At 37.0% G+C, this 19,743-nt stretch carries 14 protein-coding genes; 2 read left to right on the top strand and 12 right to left on the bottom strand.

Going from position 1 to position 19,743, the window contains the following annotated elements; genetic code table 11:
• Positions 1–300: 300 nt before the first annotated feature.
• On the bottom strand, positions 301–3,876 hold the full coding sequence (locus BLR65_RS19500) for an NACHT domain-containing protein (protein ID WP_093795851.1): 3,576 nt from the start codon (positions 3,874–3,876) through the stop codon (positions 301–303).
• Positions 3,877–4,370: 494 nt separating this feature from the next.
• Positions 4,371–7,145, bottom strand: coding sequence for an FtsK/SpoIIIE domain-containing protein (locus tag BLR65_RS19505; protein ID WP_093795852.1), 2,775 nt, complete (start codon positions 7,143–7,145; stop codon positions 4,371–4,373).
• 300 nt (positions 7,146–7,445) lie between these two features.
• Between BLR65_RS19505 and BLR65_RS19510 the strand changes: the two genes are divergently transcribed.
• Positions 7,446–7,625 carry a hypothetical protein gene (locus tag BLR65_RS19510; RefSeq protein ID WP_093795853.1) on the top strand — a complete coding sequence of 60 codons (180 nt, stop codon included), beginning with the start codon at positions 7,446–7,448 and terminating at the stop codon, positions 7,623–7,625.
• Positions 7,626–7,753: 128 nt separating this feature from the next.
• On the opposite strand, the gene BLR65_RS19515 is transcribed toward BLR65_RS19510, so the two are convergent.
• From BLR65_RS19515 to BLR65_RS19525, 3 genes are all read right to left on the bottom strand, one after another.
• Positions 7,754–8,767, bottom strand: coding sequence for a hypothetical protein (locus tag BLR65_RS19515; protein ID WP_093795854.1), 1,014 nt, complete (start codon positions 8,765–8,767; stop codon positions 7,754–7,756).
• A 234-nt stretch (positions 8,768–9,001) separates the two neighbouring features.
• On the bottom strand, positions 9,002–11,629 hold the full coding sequence (locus tag BLR65_RS19520) for a hypothetical protein (protein WP_093795855.1): 2,628 nt from the start codon (positions 11,627–11,629) through the stop codon (positions 9,002–9,004).
• Positions 11,630–11,845: 216 nt separating this feature from the next.
• Positions 11,846–12,400 carry a recombinase family protein gene (locus tag BLR65_RS19525; RefSeq protein WP_093795856.1) on the bottom strand — a complete coding sequence of 185 codons (555 nt, stop codon included), beginning with the start codon at positions 12,398–12,400 and terminating at the stop codon, positions 11,846–11,848.
• 269 nt (positions 12,401–12,669) lie between these two features.
• Here BLR65_RS19525 and BLR65_RS29920 point away from each other — a divergent pair, with 269 nt between their 5' ends.
• Positions 12,670–12,810 carry a hypothetical protein gene (locus BLR65_RS29920; RefSeq protein WP_169716902.1) on the top strand — a complete coding sequence of 47 codons (141 nt, stop codon included), beginning with the start codon at positions 12,670–12,672 and terminating at the stop codon, positions 12,808–12,810.
• 49 nt (positions 12,811–12,859) lie between these two features.
• Here the strand turns inward: BLR65_RS29920 and radC are convergent, their stop codons facing one another.
• From radC to BLR65_RS19560, 7 genes are read right to left on the bottom strand one after another with little or no spacing between them, the layout of a single operon-like run.
• Positions 12,860–13,468 (bottom strand): RadC family protein, encoded by a 609-nt coding sequence (gene radC / locus BLR65_RS19530; protein WP_093795857.1) that lies wholly within the window; start codon positions 13,466–13,468, stop codon positions 12,860–12,862.
• 52 nt (positions 13,469–13,520) lie between these two features.
• Positions 13,521–13,820: a DUF960 domain-containing protein gene (locus BLR65_RS19535; protein WP_093795858.1), complete on the bottom strand. Its 300-nt coding sequence runs from the start codon at positions 13,818–13,820 to the stop codon at positions 13,521–13,523.
• 42 nt (positions 13,821–13,862) lie between these two features.
• Positions 13,863–14,864, bottom strand: coding sequence for a DUF6744 family protein (locus tag BLR65_RS19540; protein WP_218130650.1), 1,002 nt, complete (start codon positions 14,862–14,864; stop codon positions 13,863–13,865).
• A gap of 20 nt (positions 14,865–14,884) precedes the next feature.
• Complete coding sequence (locus BLR65_RS19545) at positions 14,885–16,264, bottom strand: vWA domain-containing protein (RefSeq protein ID WP_143122619.1); 1,380 nt, start codon at positions 16,262–16,264, stop codon at positions 14,885–14,887.
• 11 nt (positions 16,265–16,275) lie between these two features.
• On the bottom strand, positions 16,276–17,409 hold the full coding sequence (locus BLR65_RS19550) for an AAA family ATPase (protein WP_169716901.1): 1,134 nt from the start codon (positions 17,407–17,409) through the stop codon (positions 16,276–16,278).
• A gap of 39 nt (positions 17,410–17,448) precedes the next feature.
• Positions 17,449–18,528 carry a RecB family exonuclease gene (locus BLR65_RS19555; RefSeq protein ID WP_093795862.1) on the bottom strand — a complete coding sequence of 360 codons (1,080 nt, stop codon included), beginning with the start codon at positions 18,526–18,528 and terminating at the stop codon, positions 17,449–17,451.
• Positions 18,525–19,529, bottom strand: a complete 1,005-nt coding sequence (locus tag BLR65_RS19560; protein ID WP_093795863.1) for an ATP-binding protein — start codon at positions 19,527–19,529, stop codon at positions 18,525–18,527. The genes BLR65_RS19555 and BLR65_RS19560 overlap by 4 nt, the downstream gene beginning before the upstream one ends.
• Positions 19,530–19,743: the final 214 nt, after the last annotated feature.

The raw sequence follows: 19,743 nt of genomic DNA on the forward strand, positions 1-19,743 counted from the left end.
AGTTCGTGGTAAGCATAAGGTCAGCGCTGTAGTTGGTCTCAAAATAATCGGGCATAATTTCCAGCAATTCATTACCTATCTAGCCAGAAAAACCAAGGAAACAATCAAGCAGGTAGCTACGTCATTTCCTACAACACCACCTCAAGGGGTTAGTCTGTCCTTTTAACAGACGAGTAATAATTAGATCATTAATTTTAGGGGTAAGTAGCTTGGAGATGCAGCGACATATATACGTAATAGGAAAAGATGTGGCTGTAGCCGATTTAAAATTTACAGCAACAGTGATAACAAGGTCATAAATTAACTTTTCGCAGTACAATCATATATCCAATTCCATGTTTGTACTTTTTCTTTATAAGCTTTCTTTCGATTTGTATCTGCATATTTTAGTAGTACAACCCATTCTTTTCCATTTTCATCTTTTGTAATGAGTTCACCCTTTTGATAATCAAAGAATTCAGGATATTCTTCTATCCATTTCTTTCCGTCTTTTTTAGAATGAATCATCTTTTCATTTTCACCTTTAAAAGATTCTTCGTCCACTTTTATGCCACCAAATATTGGGAAATCCTCATTTTTCATAAAGAATTCGTTTAATGACGGATCAAAATCCCTCACATAGGGGTCCCATGGTCCATCATACTTTTGTAATTCTTCATCGGAATAATAATCTCGTCTTTCACAATGATCCGCTATCCTGGCAAGAATATTATACATAGAAATCCATTGGTATTTTTTCCCTATGCGCTCGACTTTAGCTGTAGTATGACGATTATAATTATATCCGCCTAAACTATTGTCATAATCACCAAACAATTCATCATCATAACCCAAATCATTTATTATAAAATATATTGCATAATTAAATATCTGCTTATGATCTACTTCAAAATCACGTAATGCGGATTGAAAAGTATATCTGCCAAAGTCTCCATACATCCCCATACCTTCAAATTTCATTGAATGTATTATCTGATACAAGCCACTGCCATATGAACCATCTAAATATCCTTGTTCATTTATCTTTGGTATCTTTTTAGAAACATATGGCGGTTCAATCAAACTTCTCAAATAATGACTTTCCTCTTCTGGAAATTCATATAAGAATCTTTCCATAGTCAACCTAGCATAATCTCTCATGAGAATATCTGGATATACAAATTCTGATTGAAAAACGTGGTTATAAATATATGCCGCCAAAGTTTCAAAGACTATTTTATTTTTGTCCTTTCTCTTAACACACGCTCCCCATACTATGCCATATAAACGTTGAATCACATAAGGATCATTTACCATTTCAAATTTCTTTAATAGTATTTCTGACATGAAAAAATTATTTTTAATTATCTCAACCATCGCTTTAGCAGTTGTATCTCGTAACCATCTGCTTGATGATGTTAATAGCCATCCAAGCAATGTCAACAGTAATTCCAATTGTTTTTTTCCAGAAAAAGCCAGTCCATTACCTTCGTTATACATTTTAATCAGTTGAATAAGTCTGTTTTCTGAATCAAATTCTAATCCATTAATATACTCAGTCCATAAATAATCTCTTTTATTCAATGGATACGCCATCAATACTTCATGAAGTGCATCTGCATTAAAATTACAATTCAATTTTAAACTGTTTCCAATAAGCATGTCCCAGACCTTTTCCGGCTGAGCTTTATATTTATTACACATGTCAAAGAATTGTTCTGTCGTAACATTATGACACTTTCTACTTTGGAATGAGTCAATATATGCAGCGAACAAATCTTCTCTTTCGCAGTCTTCTTCAATCTTATCAATAATATCTATACACTCATCCCCATATTTCTCTGCATATAAAATACAAATATATATAAAGATATCCCTATTTTCATACTTAATCTGTCTGCTCTCACTTAATGCTAATACATGTTCCTCTATATACTTCCTTAATTCTTCTTTTGATGCACATTTTTTCAATATAGCTTTAGCACAATAATAATCATTCATTTGGTCATATGCAAAATATAATCGTTCTTCTTCACCATACAGATAATTATGCAAAATATTCTCTCTAACCAGATTCTGAACAAACGGCTGAAGAACAATTCCATTTGTTTTCCAAATTGACAAATCACTTATTTCATCTTTGGAAAAATATCGATGCCCTGTTTTTATTATATGATCTGCTAAAGATAGGATTACTGGTGCCACTACATCATCACACACATCATACCCAGCAGTTGTTAGTGCTGAAGTCATGTTTTTGTGAATATTGTCATTTGCAACACTTAATATTCGCTCATACAATACTGGGAAATCGATATCATCTCCTTGATATGTTTTGCAATAAAGTGTTAAGAACAAAGGATTTGTTATAGAATGATTAAACATTTGCAACGGTGTAAATGGTATTCCATAATAATTTAAAAATATTTGTGTTGCCTGAAATGATTCTTCTGCAAATCCACGATGTACTATATTGCAGACATCATTTCCTTTTAATTCTCCTTCTCCCAACAAGACTTTGCGATATTCCGAGCGAAAAGACAATACTAAACGTACATTTTCCAATTCTCTAATTTTATTAAAAAGAAGTGGGATAACTGGTTTCCAAAGTTTTGTATTCCATGTTTCATTTATTGCATCAATAAATATCGGTATAACGCAATTACTATTCTCTCCATCAATATTAAGTAAATCAATCAGCTCAAAAAAAGAATACGAAATGAACATATTCGAACGAATCTGTTCCAGTATCGGATTGTTATCCAAATAATCTCCACCAACCAACATAAGTGCTTTTCGATTATTTGCTAATAGTTTCATAGTCTCATTTGCTAATAGATGAGATTTACCAACTCCCGCATTTCCTTCAACAATTAGTATCTTAGTTGAAAGCAATTCCATTTCCTTATCTGTCAGCTTTAATGAATCACTCAAACCAATTAAAGTTTCAAAAACATCCATTTCATCCCTTAAGTTAGAAATCTTATTCCATATTTTTTTTCGTTTTTCTTCATTTTCAACTTTTTGAATATCGGATAATAACATTTCACGTTCTTCACTTATTTTATTTATGTTTATTCTAAATTTCTCAACTTCATCTTTTAACCTATTCTGAATAACGTCATTCCAGCCAATTGCTTCGAGTATGTTAAATTGTGTAACGTCACCTATACTTTTAACTACGACTTCTACTTTTTCTTTATACGTTTCGTATTTATCATATTTCCAATTCATTTGAGCCAATAAATCTATTGTATGTGTTTTTTTGTCATTCAAGTATCTAACTGCGGATTCGTCATGTAAAAACAGTGATAATTCTAATGCGGCTTTAGTATCTACATTCAACTCATCATTATATCGCTCACCTAATTTTGCTAATATTTCTTTCGTATGTAGTTCAAACCATTCTCTATTCACATAATTTTGTCCAAAATAATACAAACTCAAATTATGATATTTTCTTACAATATCTAAAACTGTTGTGTCTGTAATTAATTCAGTAGAAATATTCGCATCTGCTAATATTTCTACCACCTTTTTGTAACTTTGACAGTCCGCCGTAATCGCTTTATTGGAGAATATGTAAACATGCTCCACTTGACCCTTGTAGTATTGAACTATTTTTTCAGCCGAATGTTGTATCTGCCCATAATCAACACCGTTGTCAAAAAATTTTACTTGATACCCAATCCGGCGCTGATTTGTTTCGTCATAAATTGGTTCAGATTCTAGTCCTGCATTATTGGGATTACTATGCACATATTTATGAACCTTGTTACCTGAAAGGAACTCATATTCAAACAACTGTCTGCATAAGTCTTCAAATCTATATCTTATTCCACGAGTATCATTTGTACATGCTGAAAACTGCTCCCATGTCACTTTATCTACTACCATGTATATCTTCCTTCCTATAATGATTGGTTGAATTGGCAACACTGTTCCGGATAACTCTTCAGATAAGTAATTGTCTAAATTCCACAGGATTTTTATAGCCCAAACTTCCATGAATTCATGTATTGTTAAACCAATACACAATATGTTCTATTCGTTTTTTCTTCCCTGTTTTGTGTTTAATAAACCAAGAAAGGTGCAATCCCTCTTTCTCTTTATTATAGACCTTATTTTGTGTCTATCAAATCGAGAAAGTGACAAACTTAGGCCAAAACGATCCCCGCTTGGACATTTTTCTTTACATCAAACATATTCTCTGCTACAAAAAAATCAGATTTATATTGGTAAACAACGAAAACAGCCTCCTGTGTAGATAACACGGGAGGCTATAAGGCTACAAGCTGAGAGGTTTGCCCTAAATGGGCAAACCTCTATTTAATTTTTTATTCCATTCTCTTTTTTCATGCTGTTTCCGCACTAAATATTGACAATATCACTTAATCATTTTTACTTGATTGCTTCAGTAGCGCACTGTTTATATCAGCCTCATTATGACCATACGACCCCAAAAATTTAATTGCTTCGTCAGACATATTTTCAATACATTCAGGCAGCACTGCCCACCCCAAGTTACCATGCAATCTCTCTATTAAATGTAACTCTTCCATCCGTTCTAATATTCTGTTCGCCTTGATGTTGCCGATTTTGAGATAGGTTTGAAGCCTACTGTTCGCTATCTGTTTCTGAGATAATGACCACATAATAGCATCGGGCAATTTCTTATCATCGAAAATCCGGGGAGATTTTTGGGGGCTACTACTTGTTTCAGCATCTGATTCGATAGAGGTTGATACTAACTCCATATCTTTAAGGATGAATTGGTGTTCATTTCTTTGTTCAAAGGATTCCTTTATTTCACTAAGAAGTTCCTTCATGCCGGCTTTTGTAATATACGATCCCTGCAATCGTTTATTTTCTTTGCCAGGGGAATCCAAAATCATTTGACCTTTCCCTACTAGTTTCTCTGCACCTGCTCTACCTAGTATGGCTACAGAGTTTGGCAGATTGCCACATTTTAAAGCCATTTTTGCTTGAAAGTTTGCTTTATCAATAACCATATTATTATTTTTTGGATTTTGAATTGCCAGAACCAGATGAATATTAGCATGTCGTCCTATACTTAATAACTCTTCCAGAACGGTTTTAAGACGACTGCGTTCCTCTTTGTTTACAACACTTGTAAATAATTTTGGAAATTCATCTATAATGCAAACGATGTATGGAACTCTTTTTTCATCCTGATCTTTTGGCCTATTATTCATCTCTTTATATAATGCCCAAATCGCTTTTAGCCCTACTAACGGATCTGTAATCACCGGGCAAGACATGAATGGCTGATCATTAAATATTGCATATTCAGATCCCGTTTTATCTAAAAAATCCATAATCACTACATTAACATCTCCGGTACGCTGCTTGTAGGCTATGCTAATTAGCAGGCACATTATTGCGGTACTTTTGCCCGAAAGAGTAGCTCCACCAATTAACAAATGTGGATATTCTTCAATATCGTCAATGCGCGGAGTGCCAATTTCATCGAATCCTATAGCATAAGGTAATTTCATTTTACTATCCATGAAGTCCTTATGTTGCAATATTTCAGTCAAATTATTATCTTCCAATGGCTTATCAGCAACAATTAGTTTTATTGATTTTTTATCACTCAAATCAACTCTGAAATAGTCATATTTCTTTAAACGACGCTGAACAGTTTCTCTACCTTTATTGATATCGCTATCCTTCGTTTCTTGCAATGTCTCCACATTGAAAATAAATCGATCTGTCCTTACGACAATCGGTATTACGCGGATAAAAATTCTCAAGCCCCTGTAATGCTTTTCAATTAGCTTTGCCAAACGTACCGCCTCTCGATTATTGATACCCATTCCAGTTGGAGCAGGTAAATAACGTCGATGAAGTTCCACTAGGCTACGTTCGAATTTATCAGTCAGAATAGCTATATTCTTTTCTATGGTTAGCGGTGCCAACTCTCCATTGTGCTTAGACGTAAAACAACCAAACTCTTTATCAAGGGGAAATGTACATAATCGCTGAAAGACTCCCACATATCCTTTGAAAAAGAAGTTTAAAAATCCTACATTTTTTACATTATCTAGCGTTAAATCCGAATACTTTTTTTCTACATGATTTATGTAAGATCCAATTTCACTAAAGAAAGGAAGTTTTTTTGGTCTGTCCCATTCGCCCATATGAGGGAATAGATAGTGATCAGAGTCTTTAACGAATTCCAGAACCCATGATGCAAATATTTGCTTATTGTTTCTCAATAAATCCAAATACTCTTTGCTCATATCTAAATCTGTTAAATCCATATCAAAGACATTGTTGAAACTTGATTTAATCATATTGCAAACGAAAATTGGCAAGACATTGTATTTGTCTTTCAAACCTAGCGCCTTTTTCTTATTGGGTATGTTGACTATCTCTCTAAGTAAATCATTGTAGTAATGCTCATTTTCATAACCGGCAATAATAACAGGGACATCCTTATTATCACAAATCAAATTGTCTATGTCTTTTGCCGTAGATTGTGTAGGGTAGTATGTATAGGCTGTATACCCACAGGATCTATATGGATTGTCAATAGTGCTACATCTGCCAAGCAAACCCGAATTGACATTACATATTTCAACAATCTCCTCTATAAGCTGATACAGTACAGAACCTCTGTCACACGCTATTTGTAAAAAATATGGAGTAGTAAAACGATCCTGGTTTAGTCTTTTGCAAAACAAGGCCGCTAGACAGTAGCTAAAGATAAATAATGTTATTTTTCCATATTCATCGTCCAAGAATATGGAAAATAATTGATCAAATATAATTTTAGCTGATTCCACATCACATATGCTGGATTTATTTTTACAGTGATCTGTTGGGATAGAACGAAGACACGGATTGCTCAAGATATATTCATTACCATGCCAACCGTACTCTATTGATTCCAAATAGGACAATATCCTTTTTACATCAGCACCAGAGAGATTCATTAGTGAAAAAAAGACCTTCAACTTATCCATATCCATCGATCTTTTTTTATGATGACTTATAAACTGAACATACTCATCTAATTCAACAACGTCTTCATCTTCCAATTCCTTAATAAATACAGAAAAAGAGTCGCAGTCTTTACCGATTCCTGTAATAAGCCGTTGGCGGAATCGTTTAATATCACTGTCAGATAACTTACTCATTGTAGCTCTCCCATTCAGTTAAGTTTGTAAAAGCCAAATTCTGGCTGTTGAAATATCAGGAACAGTAACCGATCACTTTCTACTTATGTTCTTCTGTTATTAATCCATTATATAAATTATATCATAATATATATTCACTTTTTAGTAATATTATAATAATACAGCAGAAGAACATAAGTAAGCCTGAAAGATTTTTACTATAAGCTGCATCTGAAATTGTATTCTTACCATGAAACAAAAATAATCCCTGTGCCAGTCGCGGCACGGGGATTATTTTTTGTTTTAAGGAGGTCTGGAAAATTGGTTAAGTACCTAAAAGTCTGGCAGTATACACCTGCCACAGATGAAGCCGATGGGATCACTGACCATGAGCTCTACGAACAAGGCTATATATTCAAAGACGAGAGAACTCCCCCCCCTATCGAGCAGGAATTTTGTCCGGTCTTTCATAAGCAGGTCAGCATCCGAACAGTACAGTGATACTCCTCTATACGATAAAATCCCAAATTTTCTTACCATTTTTTATCTACACAAAATTACGTCTTGCTTGGAGTTAAGAAATATAATGAGTTCCCCCTGTGTGGGTTTACATTTCTGCCAAAATATAATCAGTGTGCTCCCTGCCGATCATCATCATTATTTTCATCTAGGTAGTAGTAAAGACATTTCAAATGCTTCACATCATGCCGCTTGCTTATGGTGATGGGCGACACATTAATCTTCGCAAAGGTTTTCATAACATCGTCAACTTTTCTATAATTCAAGGCTTTTTGTGCGAGCAACAACGACTTTTTCTCTGGTACCAGTGCCACTAGTCGTAACATTCGCCGTCGAAACGTCATATTTTTTACTTCTCTTTGGATAATCTCTACAGCCATATCTTTTTTATAAAAGGCACCAAAAGGGACTACACGTACAAACGTAGCTAAAAATATCTCCCGACTGTTTTCCAATAAAACTGCTAATTGCTTGGAAGTATCGTTTTCATCAGTATAAGCTCGTACTGTCTTTGGCTGAGTTAAGCGAATTTCAGCTCTTAAAATACCTTCGGAATTTTTTATTATAGATTTCATTTTCTTATGATTTGTTTCGTTTTTTCTAAATTGGCTTGCGAGCAGTCCTTCTAAATCATAAATTAAAAACTGAATGCCATTACTGTTTCCATCTAAACAAAAACCAATATCAGCATCCATACAATCATAACTTAATGGCGAGAACCCTTTTACCTTGCCAATTTTTTGTAAAACTTTTATATATGCAGATACTTTTGCTCGGCTACCAACATCAATGTCTGCCATAAAAATCATTCTTTTCAAATTAAAATCGTTAAGATTGCAGATTGAACCGAAATAATCATGAACGCATCTCTCCAGCTTATGGATTAACTTGCCTGAATCAAGATCTCCGCCCTCTAGCATAACATTTGAGTTTATAGTAATCTGAACTTTCTTTTTATATTGCTTATCTTGGTAAGTCACAACTATTCCTTTAGACGACAAAGTCTGATCAATATATTTATGGTCATTCAAATATTCTGTTTGTTTACAGACTCTGGTTAATAAATTATGGAATTTTTCATTGTCCAGCACCATAGAAAGTTCAAAAACATAATTTAGATACATATATTAATCCCTCCGATTGTAATTATTTTTTACACTATTGTTATGGATGGGTTGCTTTTTAATGGAACCATCTACGATAAAACCATCGACTAGCATTCCCAGTGATTTTTAATGGTCGATTTATTCGCTGCGTTAAGGAAAAATCATGATTTCATCAAACACTTCTTCAATTAAAAAATATAATTAAGGAGAAAAAGCGGCACAATTAAATGATTAAGCTGACAAAAATAGATTTCAACTTTCATCATTATCATCATAATTAAAATTATTCATTATCGTAGCTTGTCGAAGTGGGAAATTAGAAAATAAATTAACAGCACATTCACATCTCAACAATCTCGCTCTGCCTACAGCCTGTTCTAATTCTGATTCTATCATGTAGAATTGTATGGCTCTTAGGTTCTTATCGTCATAGGTGTTAAAATGGAAGCGGTATCCATTATGAGTAACAATGGTGTTGGGTTTCAGTTTTGTATCAATGCCAAATCCAAGTGCATAGGAAAACAACTTATATATCCACTCTGGCTGATGCGGCGTTCCAATAACATCAATGTTTTCGTTTTTCAGAATATCGCAACCAGAACAATTACCAAAATGCAGATCACCCATGTAATGATTATCGAACTCCTTAAAAGAAATGGTATGCTTAATCCCTGACCATTTCTTAATTTTACCAATGATTGCAGGATTGTCTCTCATGAAAGATCGGCTCATTGTTTTACCACCATACTGAAACAAAGTACCTGTAAGTTTAGCTTCCTTAGAAGTATAAAACTTCACGTTATCCTCACCAAAACAATATTCGCAGATGTCTTTGTCCGCTGTTGCTGATAGCATGATATACTTTGTATTTTCTTGAATTTTAATAGGCTTGATAAAGCTGACGCAGTCTTCTGTTAGGTCATTTTCAAAATTTGATGGTTTCCGATAACAGAAATATTTTGCGTCACACAACGCCGGTATATTAACTTCCATCTTTATACTGGAGTATGATCTGTCATAATCAATCTTACGCAGAGTAAAAAATTCTGATTTCTCAATGTGCTTTAAGATTTTTACAATTTTTGCCGCCAACGGGTCGCCGGTGTTCAATTTCTTTTTTAGTTTTTTTAGTTTAGAAATAGGAACTGTGTCTCTGCTAGGAATAACAGTGCTAAAGATTAAATCTTCATCAATGATGACAAGATCAAACTTGCTCACATCCATGCTTGTCAGGCGCCGGTGAGTAGTAATAGCATGACCGTCACTGTTATTGAATTCATCTAGTTCTCGCTTGTATTCTTTAAACAACTTAGCACATTCTAAATCATCTTCAGCAATAGCCTTGTTCAGACGAGGCATTGGCGACCTACCTGTCTCGTAGAGATTTTCTATATCGTCCCAAACATTTTGAGGCAAATCGTCTTTTAGTTCATGCAATGAAGGTGATACGATTATGTCTACCCCCATCGCTTTCGCTCGTTCACATTCTTCACGCTTCAATTTGTTGGTTGGAACGGCAATTAAAACCCTTAGGTGAGTATCCCTAAGCAGCTCCAAAATTGCTTGAGTTTTGCCAAGAGCCGTTTGACATTTGATGACGTGCCATATCTTGTCTCTTGACATTACCGCACTGTGAAAATTCTCTTTAAAATCTTTCCATGCTTCATCTAATCCAACCCAATGATCGTTGCAATTAGCAATTTTCTCAATTTGATGGTATTTAGGCTTCGATGTAGAAAGGATGTTTTTTCCATGGGGACAGGTAGCATGATAAGAACAGAAGCTGGTACACGGCCTAGGATCTTTATCTTTGATATAATAGAAATAGTAACTCCAGTTGTCGTACTTTTCCTTCCTGCTAGAGTAATATGAGTTTGCGCTGATAGTATCTTTGAATTTGATTTCTCCTGATTCTACCTTAGCTAGATTCGTAGCTACCCCGAGTAGTTCTCGTTGAGATAATGTTTTATTTCCCAACTCAAATTCCTGATACAATCTACAACTGGAACTGAGGGATTTTAGAGTATCAGAGGGGTAATCTTTATGGATAGATGGTTTTTTTTGATTTGATGATACACTATATTTATCTTCATGATCTTCAAATTTGATTAAATAATTTAAATTTGATAATTTCTCACTATTTCTATGGTATATCATAATAGGATTTTGTGAGTTTTTATCATTTATATTTTCTTTAATACCTTCAGTGAAATCCTCAACTATAGAAATTTCAGGAAGTTTTTTTTCATTTAATGCAACGCCTGTTGTTTTAGAAAACTCAACTATCTTCCGTTTGTAGTTGGTGGCTCCATATCGGTTTCTCAGATAAAGGCTCATATTCATAAATAGCATATCAACACTTACCTCAGGAGTGGTATCGTCAAAATACAATACTTTATTCCCGCCATTATATACCTTTGAAACATCATCACAGCTTTTATCAGCTTCTGGAAACATCATCATCAAGGAGTTTTGCATGGCTTCAGCTTCTTTTAATGAAGAAGACGGACTGTCTTTTAGAAATACAATGCTAAATCTATTACGGCTTCCGATGGAAAAAGCATCATAGGCAAACAGTATGGGAAGATCATATTGTTCGGTTCTGTCCTTTATTGCCTTAAATGATGTTTCTTTGCTGTCAAAATGGAGAGCTAATAGCTGCGACTGTTCGAAAGTCTCTTTACTTTTTAGTCCCTCCTTGAATGTAGAAGGACAGAATACATGACCTTTTGAACCAACTTGTTCTACAAATGACCTAACGTTATCGCTTTTAATAAGTTCGCTATTATCAGCAATTAAAGTATCGAACATTTCCATTTCCTTGCCGTTAAACTCTCTCTTACTGGAAATTTTGCTGATGCTAACATTAAATTCATTCATACTCTCAACTCCTCAGGAAATATATTTTATTTCCTTGTAAGAGCTAATTACAAAAAATATTGCAAAAAATAGAGGACGGTTTTGGGCCGCCCTTCATTTTACACGTTTGTTTCCTGAGGGATTCTATGCTTATTTTAGCAATCTAGTCTCCCGCTATGTTAGCACTGGGATGACTGTAGATTCCATCTGTAAAATACAAATATTTCTACAGAGAATTTAGCTGTTAGATTCCCGTACCTTCCTATAGAATGTAGAAGGTTTCATGTTTAACCTTCGCATAGCCTCAACCGCCGTCATGTTGCCCGATTTCCATATAGTCACGACCTTCTCAAATTCCGGGTGGCAAATAGGCTTACGTCCCTTGTATTTTCCTAGCTCTTTAGCAATAGCGATTCCTTCATTTTGGCGTTGCAGGATATACTCACGTTCCAATTCTGCTACGGCTCCGAATATCGTCAGCATAAATCTACCAGTCGGAGTTGTCGTATCAATGGCTTCTTTCTTAGAAATAAACTCAACCTGTTTGGCAGTCAACTGGGAAATGAGATCAAGCAGGTCTCGTGTGTTACGGGCGAAGCGGCTGATGGATTCAACAATAACAGTATCGCCCTGCCGGACATAAGTAAGCATCCGCTTCAGTTCTGGCCTATCGGTATTTTTGCCACTGGCCTTGTCGATAAAGAGTTCATCAACGCTAAGCTCTTTTAATAGAATCTCTTGCCGAATCGTATTTTGTTCTGCTGTGCTTACGCGAATATATCCTATCTTCATACAAATTCCTCCATTAAAATAAGCCATTAGACTACAGCCCAATGGCATGTTGAAAAAGTGTCTCAATAGAGTTGTTTTTGGATTTTTGGCATGTGCCCTTGTCAAAGACAACCCTATTGGTAAAATGAGTGAAAATGTTTATTCATTTCACACCACTATAATCCGCAAGATAAAGATTGTCCCCAATTTAATCTCCTCGTATCTTTTACTGTCAAAATAATATATTATGATAGATATAGATGGAAATAATTATATGGGAGGGTATTATTTTGAAATTCATTATATTTCGAGGAAAAAAGCTTCCTGTAGGTTTAGCCAGGAAGCTTTTAACAATAGCTGGACATGTAGTACCTCTTAATAAATTATATAGAGATCTTTATTTTGCACTGGCAACCCAAAATAAAAAATAGATGGGATTAACCCATCTATTTTTTTGATAATAGTATCTCAATTTGTAAATCACATCCTGCCTTGCTCCTTAAGGCTAAAGTAACCTCCGCCAGCAGCAGCTACAATAATATGGTCAAGCACTTCAATGCCAATAATCTTGCCACATTCAACCAATTGCTTCGTTAGCAAAATATCTTCATTACTCGGCGAATGATCTGAACTTGGGTGGTTATGAACTAAAATGCAACTAGCACATGATCTACGAATCAAACCTTTAAATGCTTCACGAGGATGCACTATACTGGCATTTAATGAGCCAATCGAAATATTCTCTCTGAAAATAACATGATTCTTGGTTGATAGACCAATCACATCAAAATGTTCAACCTGCAAAAATTCCATATCGGCACGCACTAAATCAAATACGTCTTGGGGGCTTCTAACAATAATGCGCTTACTTGCATCTGGCATATATACCTTACGAGCAAATTCCAGTATCGCGCTAAGTTGCTTCGCTTTTACTACACCAATCCCCTTAATACTGTTGATTTCTTTTTCACTGGCGTTCATTAATTCGCTAATATTAGGGTAACTCTCAATCAGAGCATCTACAACATATCCATTGGCACTTTCGCGTAGACAACCAGCCAATAAATTTCTCATTCCTTCCATATTCATACACTCCTCACAAAATAATTTGCCAGCCCTGAATTACAAGGCTGGCTTATTTTTAATACTCATCGTTTAAAAGCATCGTACAATGTTCAACATCATCAATTACATAAATTTTATGCTGTAATGGGTTCACCACTTTGTCAAATTGATATATCGCCTGATATGGCGGATTTTCCTGCCGATGAATAATGGTTTGATTACCATTTTCACCGTAAAACTCAAAGACTTGCAGATAATCCGGTTCCTCTGCCATTTTTGCAACTAATTCATCTAAGAGTGACCAAAGAAACATTTGAACTTCAGGCGGTATTGTATCCGCTACGCCTCGCGTAATCATTCTTTTGCCTTGAAACAAGTTTCAACGCCCCTTTCAACATTCCCATTACTTCAAAATTATTTATGCCACACCATTTTCAGCACTAACCCGATCTAGCATAATCCGTACCTGTTTACGCAATATATCAATTGTAGCTCGCACTTCACCGAGATTGCTTTCCAGCAGGTTTTCATATTCCGCTACTTGCTCTTTTAACTCCTGTAGCTGATAAATGGCGTGATTGGCTGTTGTTTTTGAAACTACGTTCTGTGCTCGTAAGGTCACTGCAAATTCCGATGCTAACGATTTAAGCGTCTTTTTCACGTTCAGCACTTGTGCATTCCCTCCTAGCATACTGCCAATCTGGGAAACCTGTGATAATACATGACCGCGAAGTTTTTCTTCAAGCATCTGCTTTTGTTCAGTAGCATTCACTACAGGTAAATAGTGCATCTCCACTGCATTTCCTGGAAGTGTTTTTACTAGCGAGTTAAGCGCTTTTATCGTCGGCTCATAGGCGGCTGGTGTAAAATACACTGCGCCTGCTGGACGAACGCCAACAGCTTGGCAATCACCCAGAGCAACTTTAATCAGCCGCCGAATATGGTCTGAGATAAAATAGTCCCGATATTTACTATAAAGCACTTTCGCTTTATGCAAGGCTGGCTTGGCTTCATCGGTAAGTGCTACCGTACTTATGGTTCCCCATTGCCGTTCAAATTCAATTTCGCCAATTTTTTCATAATGAAGTTGAACGTTCTTTTTGTCTCTGACTTCTTTAATTAAATGCCTTATCACTCGTTCTTCAGCAGATAATACCTCGCGTACCATCAATACCTCTGTCATTTCTTCATTCGAGCGTAATACACCACCAATTTCGGAAGTTGCTCTACGAAAAGCGTCTGACGGACGTATCGGTGCAGGCACATACTTTTCAGGAAGTCCAACCGTGACAGCCAGCTTCACCAACTCGTCACGTAGTATTTCCATATCGGAAACACTAAACCACACCAAATTACCAAGGATATTATCCGTAGTACCACCACTTACCGCATATAAAGCTGTTGTATCTTTTGTCATCATTACCATTATTATCGCCCCTCTTATATTTTTTGAAATAATTCTTGTACCGTAGTTTCATCTAATAAATCGGTTATACTCCACACCGCATCTGACCAGCGGTTTAGCTCTTTCAGATTGCTACCAATAAGAATGCTGTAAATTCTACACTGTTTTTGCACTTTTACTTTCTGCAACTCTTTTAAAAATTCATTACCCACAGCGCATTCACCGTCGGTAATCATAACAATATCAGCTTTGCTAAAGGTACTCTCGCGCAGTTTATCCATTGCCCATTGTAACGGTTGCTCAAAATTAGTTCCTCCGCCAATGAATTCACTGGCAATTTTGATTACCTTATCCGGGGAACGTTGTCCGATCTGAAAATCATCTGTAATTAATGCAGCCCTGCCACTGGCGAAAAGCGCATAACTAAAGCCTCGCCGCTCTTTTTCCGCAATTTCAGCCAGACCTAATGCAACGGCTTTTGACCAATGTTCGCGATTGCCAACCATAGAACTAGATGTATCAATGAGCGCAAGAATCGGGCCTTGTCCTACATACTCTTGCTGATTCAGGTCATACTGAAATAACTGTTTTTCCATCATCCGCCGATAAAAGTCCAGTTTTAATAACGGCCTACGCAGTGCCAGTAATTCCTGGGGTAATACATGATTAATATCAGCACCCTGCGTAATAGAGTGTAGCTCCACACGTTGTTCCAGCTTGGCTTTGCGCGAAACACTGGCAAGTCTTCGCATTCGCCCTACTAAATTGCTCATGTCTTTAAATTTCTGCTGGCTTCGTAATACGTGTAGTAATTCTAGCTTTTTCTCATAAGGTAATCTTGTAAACTCACCTTGATTTAGCCCCCACGAGGTAATAACCTGTTCGACTTCTTCTGCCTCAGTGACCGCTTTGTCAGTAGCAAGCTCGACTACCTGCCGTAATTTACTTTGCAGACTAGCTACCCTCGGATGCACTTCATCAGAGGGTATGCCTATTTGCTTTTTCATTGCATCATTAATTTTGTTTGAAACTTCTTTTAAATCACCATCCTGTTCCAGTTGTTTTAGCAAATTTTCAAGCAAAGCTTTACTACCAAGCCCTGCTCCTAGTTCGTCGAGTTGGGTATATTCTCGTAATTCGTAGTAGGACTGTGATTCCATCAGCTTTGACATCAGCCCATGATTTAGTAAATATTCCGTCGCCATCTCATTTGCTGATGTTAGCTCGGGTTTGACTTTATAAAGAGCAAAGAATACATCCTCAGCCATTTCTGCGAACGTATTCAAGGTTTGTGTCCCCTGCGCGCTTATGTTTTGCAGTTCTTTGGATTGGCGAAGTATTTCTTCATATGCTGCCTTATCGAAAGAATCATGCCGAACACAATTTCGTGATAATATGCTGCTATTTTTTCTCATAACATCCACCACTATATTCCTAAAAGATAGGTATTCACTACGTTTTCATTCATTTCTTTAAGCTGTGCCAAACGCTCGATAATTTTAGCTGTTGCTTTTCCCTCACTTTTCGCCTGTTTCAGGAGGCCATCTAGCATCTTTTGCGCGGCTTTGAATTTATGATTGGCTTCGGCGGCCATCGCAGTCCGCTCGCTGCCATCAGGCGTTTCTTTTAGCTTTGCTGATAATTCAAACGCTCCGTCAAATATTTCATTGGCTTTTACCGTCAGTGGATTAGCAAATCCCATTACAATTTTCTTCGTCAGCTTGATTTGATCGGGTTCTGTCCAGAGCATGTTAGATAGAATAGAAATATCATCTTCAGCAACTTGTACACGCCCTTCAAACCAAGCATGAGCCTTTAGGAAACGCAAACTATTTCTAAAACGACGGTCTGAAATCAAAAAGCCTTGGCTTTTCAGCTCTTTCCAGAGCCGTACCAAGGCATTGATTGTATCATCGGATATATTGACTTGTTCTGCTTGCTGCTGTGCGCTTTGTAGCTCTTGCAGGCTTATTGTGGTAGATGGCTTATTGGTACTGAGTTTTAGCATCGTCGCAAAATTTCGTTCGTCTTTTACATAAGCAACTGTATATTTCAAATCAAATCGATCCCATAGTGCTGCCAGCTCTCCATTTACTCCACCATCAGGAAGCTCATTGGAAAGTCCAACCAATACCTGTAGCGGGATTGGCTTAGGAGTACTGCTATCATCAAAATATACCCGTTCGTTCATAATCGGGAGTAGCGTGTTCAGCACTGCACTATTGCATTTAAAGACTTCATCAATCACCGCAAGATCGGCCTCTGGCAATTTTCCTACCGTCACTCTTTTATATTGATCATTTTCCAGTGCTTTTAGTGACAGCGGACCGAATAATTCTTCGGGAGCAGATACTTTCGTTAATAACCGGCTAAAGAATTTACCGCTAAGTTGTTTTGATAATGCTTCGGCTATAGCCGTTTTCGCCGCGCCTGGCGCACCAAGAATCAGTAGATTGCCTTTAGCCACTGCGGTTACAAGTAGCCCACGTACAATTTCTTCACGTTCCATGAAGCACCCATTGAGTTCTGTTTCTAATTTTAATAATTTTTTGTGTATCATTTTAAAATTCCCCCATCTCATGTTTTTATTGACTATTTTCTAACAAGCTTCTTTGGCTTTTACTAGCCGAAAAGTCTTTGTTGTCTTCTGCTTACCATATAACTGCAACTGCGCATCCGTAACCCCCATTTTCTTTAGGTTTGCGGCAGTGAGCGTTAAATATTGAAATACATCCAACCCGCGATCATGAAGTTCACTGCATAACTCATACAGCTTTTCAGCATCAATATTCCAACTTACGCTCGGAACAAAATCAAAACTACTATCCCCTACTGCAATCGCCCCATGTTCTTTTGCCCAAGCTTTCAAATGCTCTTTCATTTCTGATGTGGCACTTTCTAGTCGGATTACTTCTGCCGCTACTCGCTGTGCATCTACTTCATCATCGATTTTTACAGGTTTAATCTGAACACTTTTAATGCAAAGGCTGGCATGACTACAAGTTTGACAATGTTTCCCCGGAATGGCAGGGAATAAATGTTCATCCTCTCCCCCATCCAGTAAATTCAGTTCTGCAACCTTATCCTCAATTTCTGTTGCGAGTGCCATTGCCCACCTTCGGGCTTCTTCCATTTCAACGCTTGTATAGGTATAAGCTTGCCGACTATCCGCATATGGATACCGCAGAAATACCAACTCGGCATCCACTTCGGCAGCACCTGTCACTTGCGATAAATACCAGCTATATAAGCCTAATTGATGATTGTCGGTAGGCGCATATTTTTGCCGATTGCTTTTCCAGTCGATTAGTTTTACAGCACCACCGGGTAGTTGCTCGTACCAGTCAATATATCCCTGAAGCTGAATCACACCCTCACGGTCTAGTGGAATTAGAAACTGCTGCTCAACCTGTCCACCTTGAATTTTTCTTACCATCGGATGCTCAACCAAGCGCAGTACTTCATCACGATCAACAGGCAACTCACCTTCCTGCAAGATGGCTTGCTCCACTGCGTTTTCTAGTTCCGTACCTGTTAGATATAGCTGAATGGCGGTGTGAACGGTTTTACCCAATACCAGCGGTTCCGTTGGTAGTTCGGACATTTCATACAGATATTTATATTGAAAAGAAGCGGGACAATCAGCATATCGCTTTAACCGCGAATAGCTATAGATCATGCCGCTTCACCTGCCTTAACCAGAGCATATTCTTCAATCACATTTGTCCCCTGTTTTGCTGTCATTTTTGCTGTGATGAGTGAACCCGCTGGAATATCAAGTATTTCCGCTTGCGCCGACCATGCCAATATATGCGTATCACCTTGCTGTAATACGATTTTAGCAAACACCTGTCCATTTCCTTTAGTCTTTGCTTCCGTACTGATGATACGATACGCATTGCTAGTATCTAGGTTATCCTCATGAAATACATCAGGAATGACTTCTGATGCTACTTGCGGGATAACCGGTATTACCGGCTGTGTACTCTGGCTCGTACTACAATTTAGCCATGCAAGCAATTTTTGCCCTGTTTCAGCATGAGGTTTAAAATATTGCCCATCAAATAAACCTGTACGGTCTTTACTGGCAATGGCAATATGTTCTGCGGATATATCGAAAAACACAGTAAATTCATACTCCATCCCTTCGCGTTGTATCGGTGCCATTCCAAGTTTCTTGACAACAGATTTCCCATTTTCCGTAACTTGCGTATATTCGGTTTTAGATCGCATGGTCGCAATGATATGACAGGAGGATTTTAAGATGGCATCGACTAACGCATTATGTTTTGGCGTACACTCCCGCCAAGCAGCCCAACTGTTTCCCTTATATTTAGAATCGGCAGCTTTGCCTTGCTGGTCAAGTATACCGCCTTCTCCTGTCCAAGCATGACTTAAGCTATCAATAATAATGACTTCAAAACCTTGTTGTTCGGCAATTTTTATAGCTTCGATATATTTCTCTGGGGTATATGGGGTGCCAATCGTAAGTACGGAATAGGTTCCTAAATGGGCATATAATTCTGCACTGCCATTTTCACTATCAATGACAGCAATTTTATTCCACGTTGTCATGCCACTGGCTATAACTAACGCTGAATACGATTTGCCACAGCCGCTAGTTCCAGCAATAGCTAAACGTAACTTGGCTCTTTTTCTTTGCGCTGTTTTAAATTCCATAATAACTCATTCCTTTCATTTGATATTTGGGTGCCACAAGAAGATAAACATAGGGCTTCCCGTATGGAAGCCCTAGTTTAGGTAATTATGAAGTTTTATCATTATCCTCTTGTGATTTTTCTTGTTCAATAATAGCTTTTGCTACAGCAAGTAGCACGGAAGCTGCTACCAACACCATATCCATTATTTTTTTCTTCGACAATAAAATCTTCCT

Origin of the sequence: Sporomusa acidovorans, assembly GCF_900101845.1 — a bacterium.
In the GTDB taxonomy this organism is placed as follows: domain Bacteria; phylum Bacillota; class Negativicutes; order Sporomusales; family Sporomusaceae; genus Sporomusa; species Sporomusa acidovorans.

Excerpts from the sequence above, each read along its gene's own strand:
- BLR65_RS19500 (WP_093795851.1), bottom strand. The coding sequence starts at position 3,876 with ATGGTAGTAGATAAAGTGACATGGGAGCAGTTTTCAGCATGTACAAAT.
- BLR65_RS19505 (WP_093795852.1), bottom strand. The coding sequence starts at position 7,145 with ATGAGTAAGTTATCTGACAGTGATATTAAACGATTCCGCCAACGGCTT.
- BLR65_RS19515 (WP_093795854.1), bottom strand. The coding sequence starts at position 8,767 with ATGTATCTAAATTATGTTTTTGAACTTTCTATGGTGCTGGACAATGAA.
- BLR65_RS19520 (WP_093795855.1), bottom strand. The coding sequence starts at position 11,629 with ATGAATGAATTTAATGTTAGCATCAGCAAAATTTCCAGTAAGAGAGAG.
- BLR65_RS19525 (WP_093795856.1), bottom strand. The coding sequence starts at position 12,400 with ATGAAGATAGGATATATTCGCGTAAGCACAGCAGAACAAAATACGATT.
- radC (WP_093795857.1), bottom strand. The coding sequence starts at position 13,468 with ATGAATATGGAAGGAATGAGAAATTTATTGGCTGGTTGTCTACGCGAA.
- BLR65_RS19540 (WP_218130650.1), bottom strand. The coding sequence starts at position 14,864 with ATGATGACAAAAGATACAACAGCTTTATATGCGGTAAGTGGTGGTACT.
- BLR65_RS19545 (WP_143122619.1), bottom strand. The coding sequence starts at position 16,264 with ATGAGAAAAAATAGCAGCATATTATCACGAAATTGTGTTCGGCATGAT.
- BLR65_RS19550 (WP_169716901.1), bottom strand. The coding sequence starts at position 17,409 with ATGATACACAAAAAATTATTAAAATTAGAAACAGAACTCAATGGGTGC.
- BLR65_RS19555 (WP_093795862.1), bottom strand. The coding sequence starts at position 18,528 with ATGATCTATAGCTATTCGCGGTTAAAGCGATATGCTGATTGTCCCGCT.
- BLR65_RS19560 (WP_093795863.1), bottom strand. The coding sequence starts at position 19,529 with ATGGAATTTAAAACAGCGCAAAGAAAAAGAGCCAAGTTACGTTTAGCT.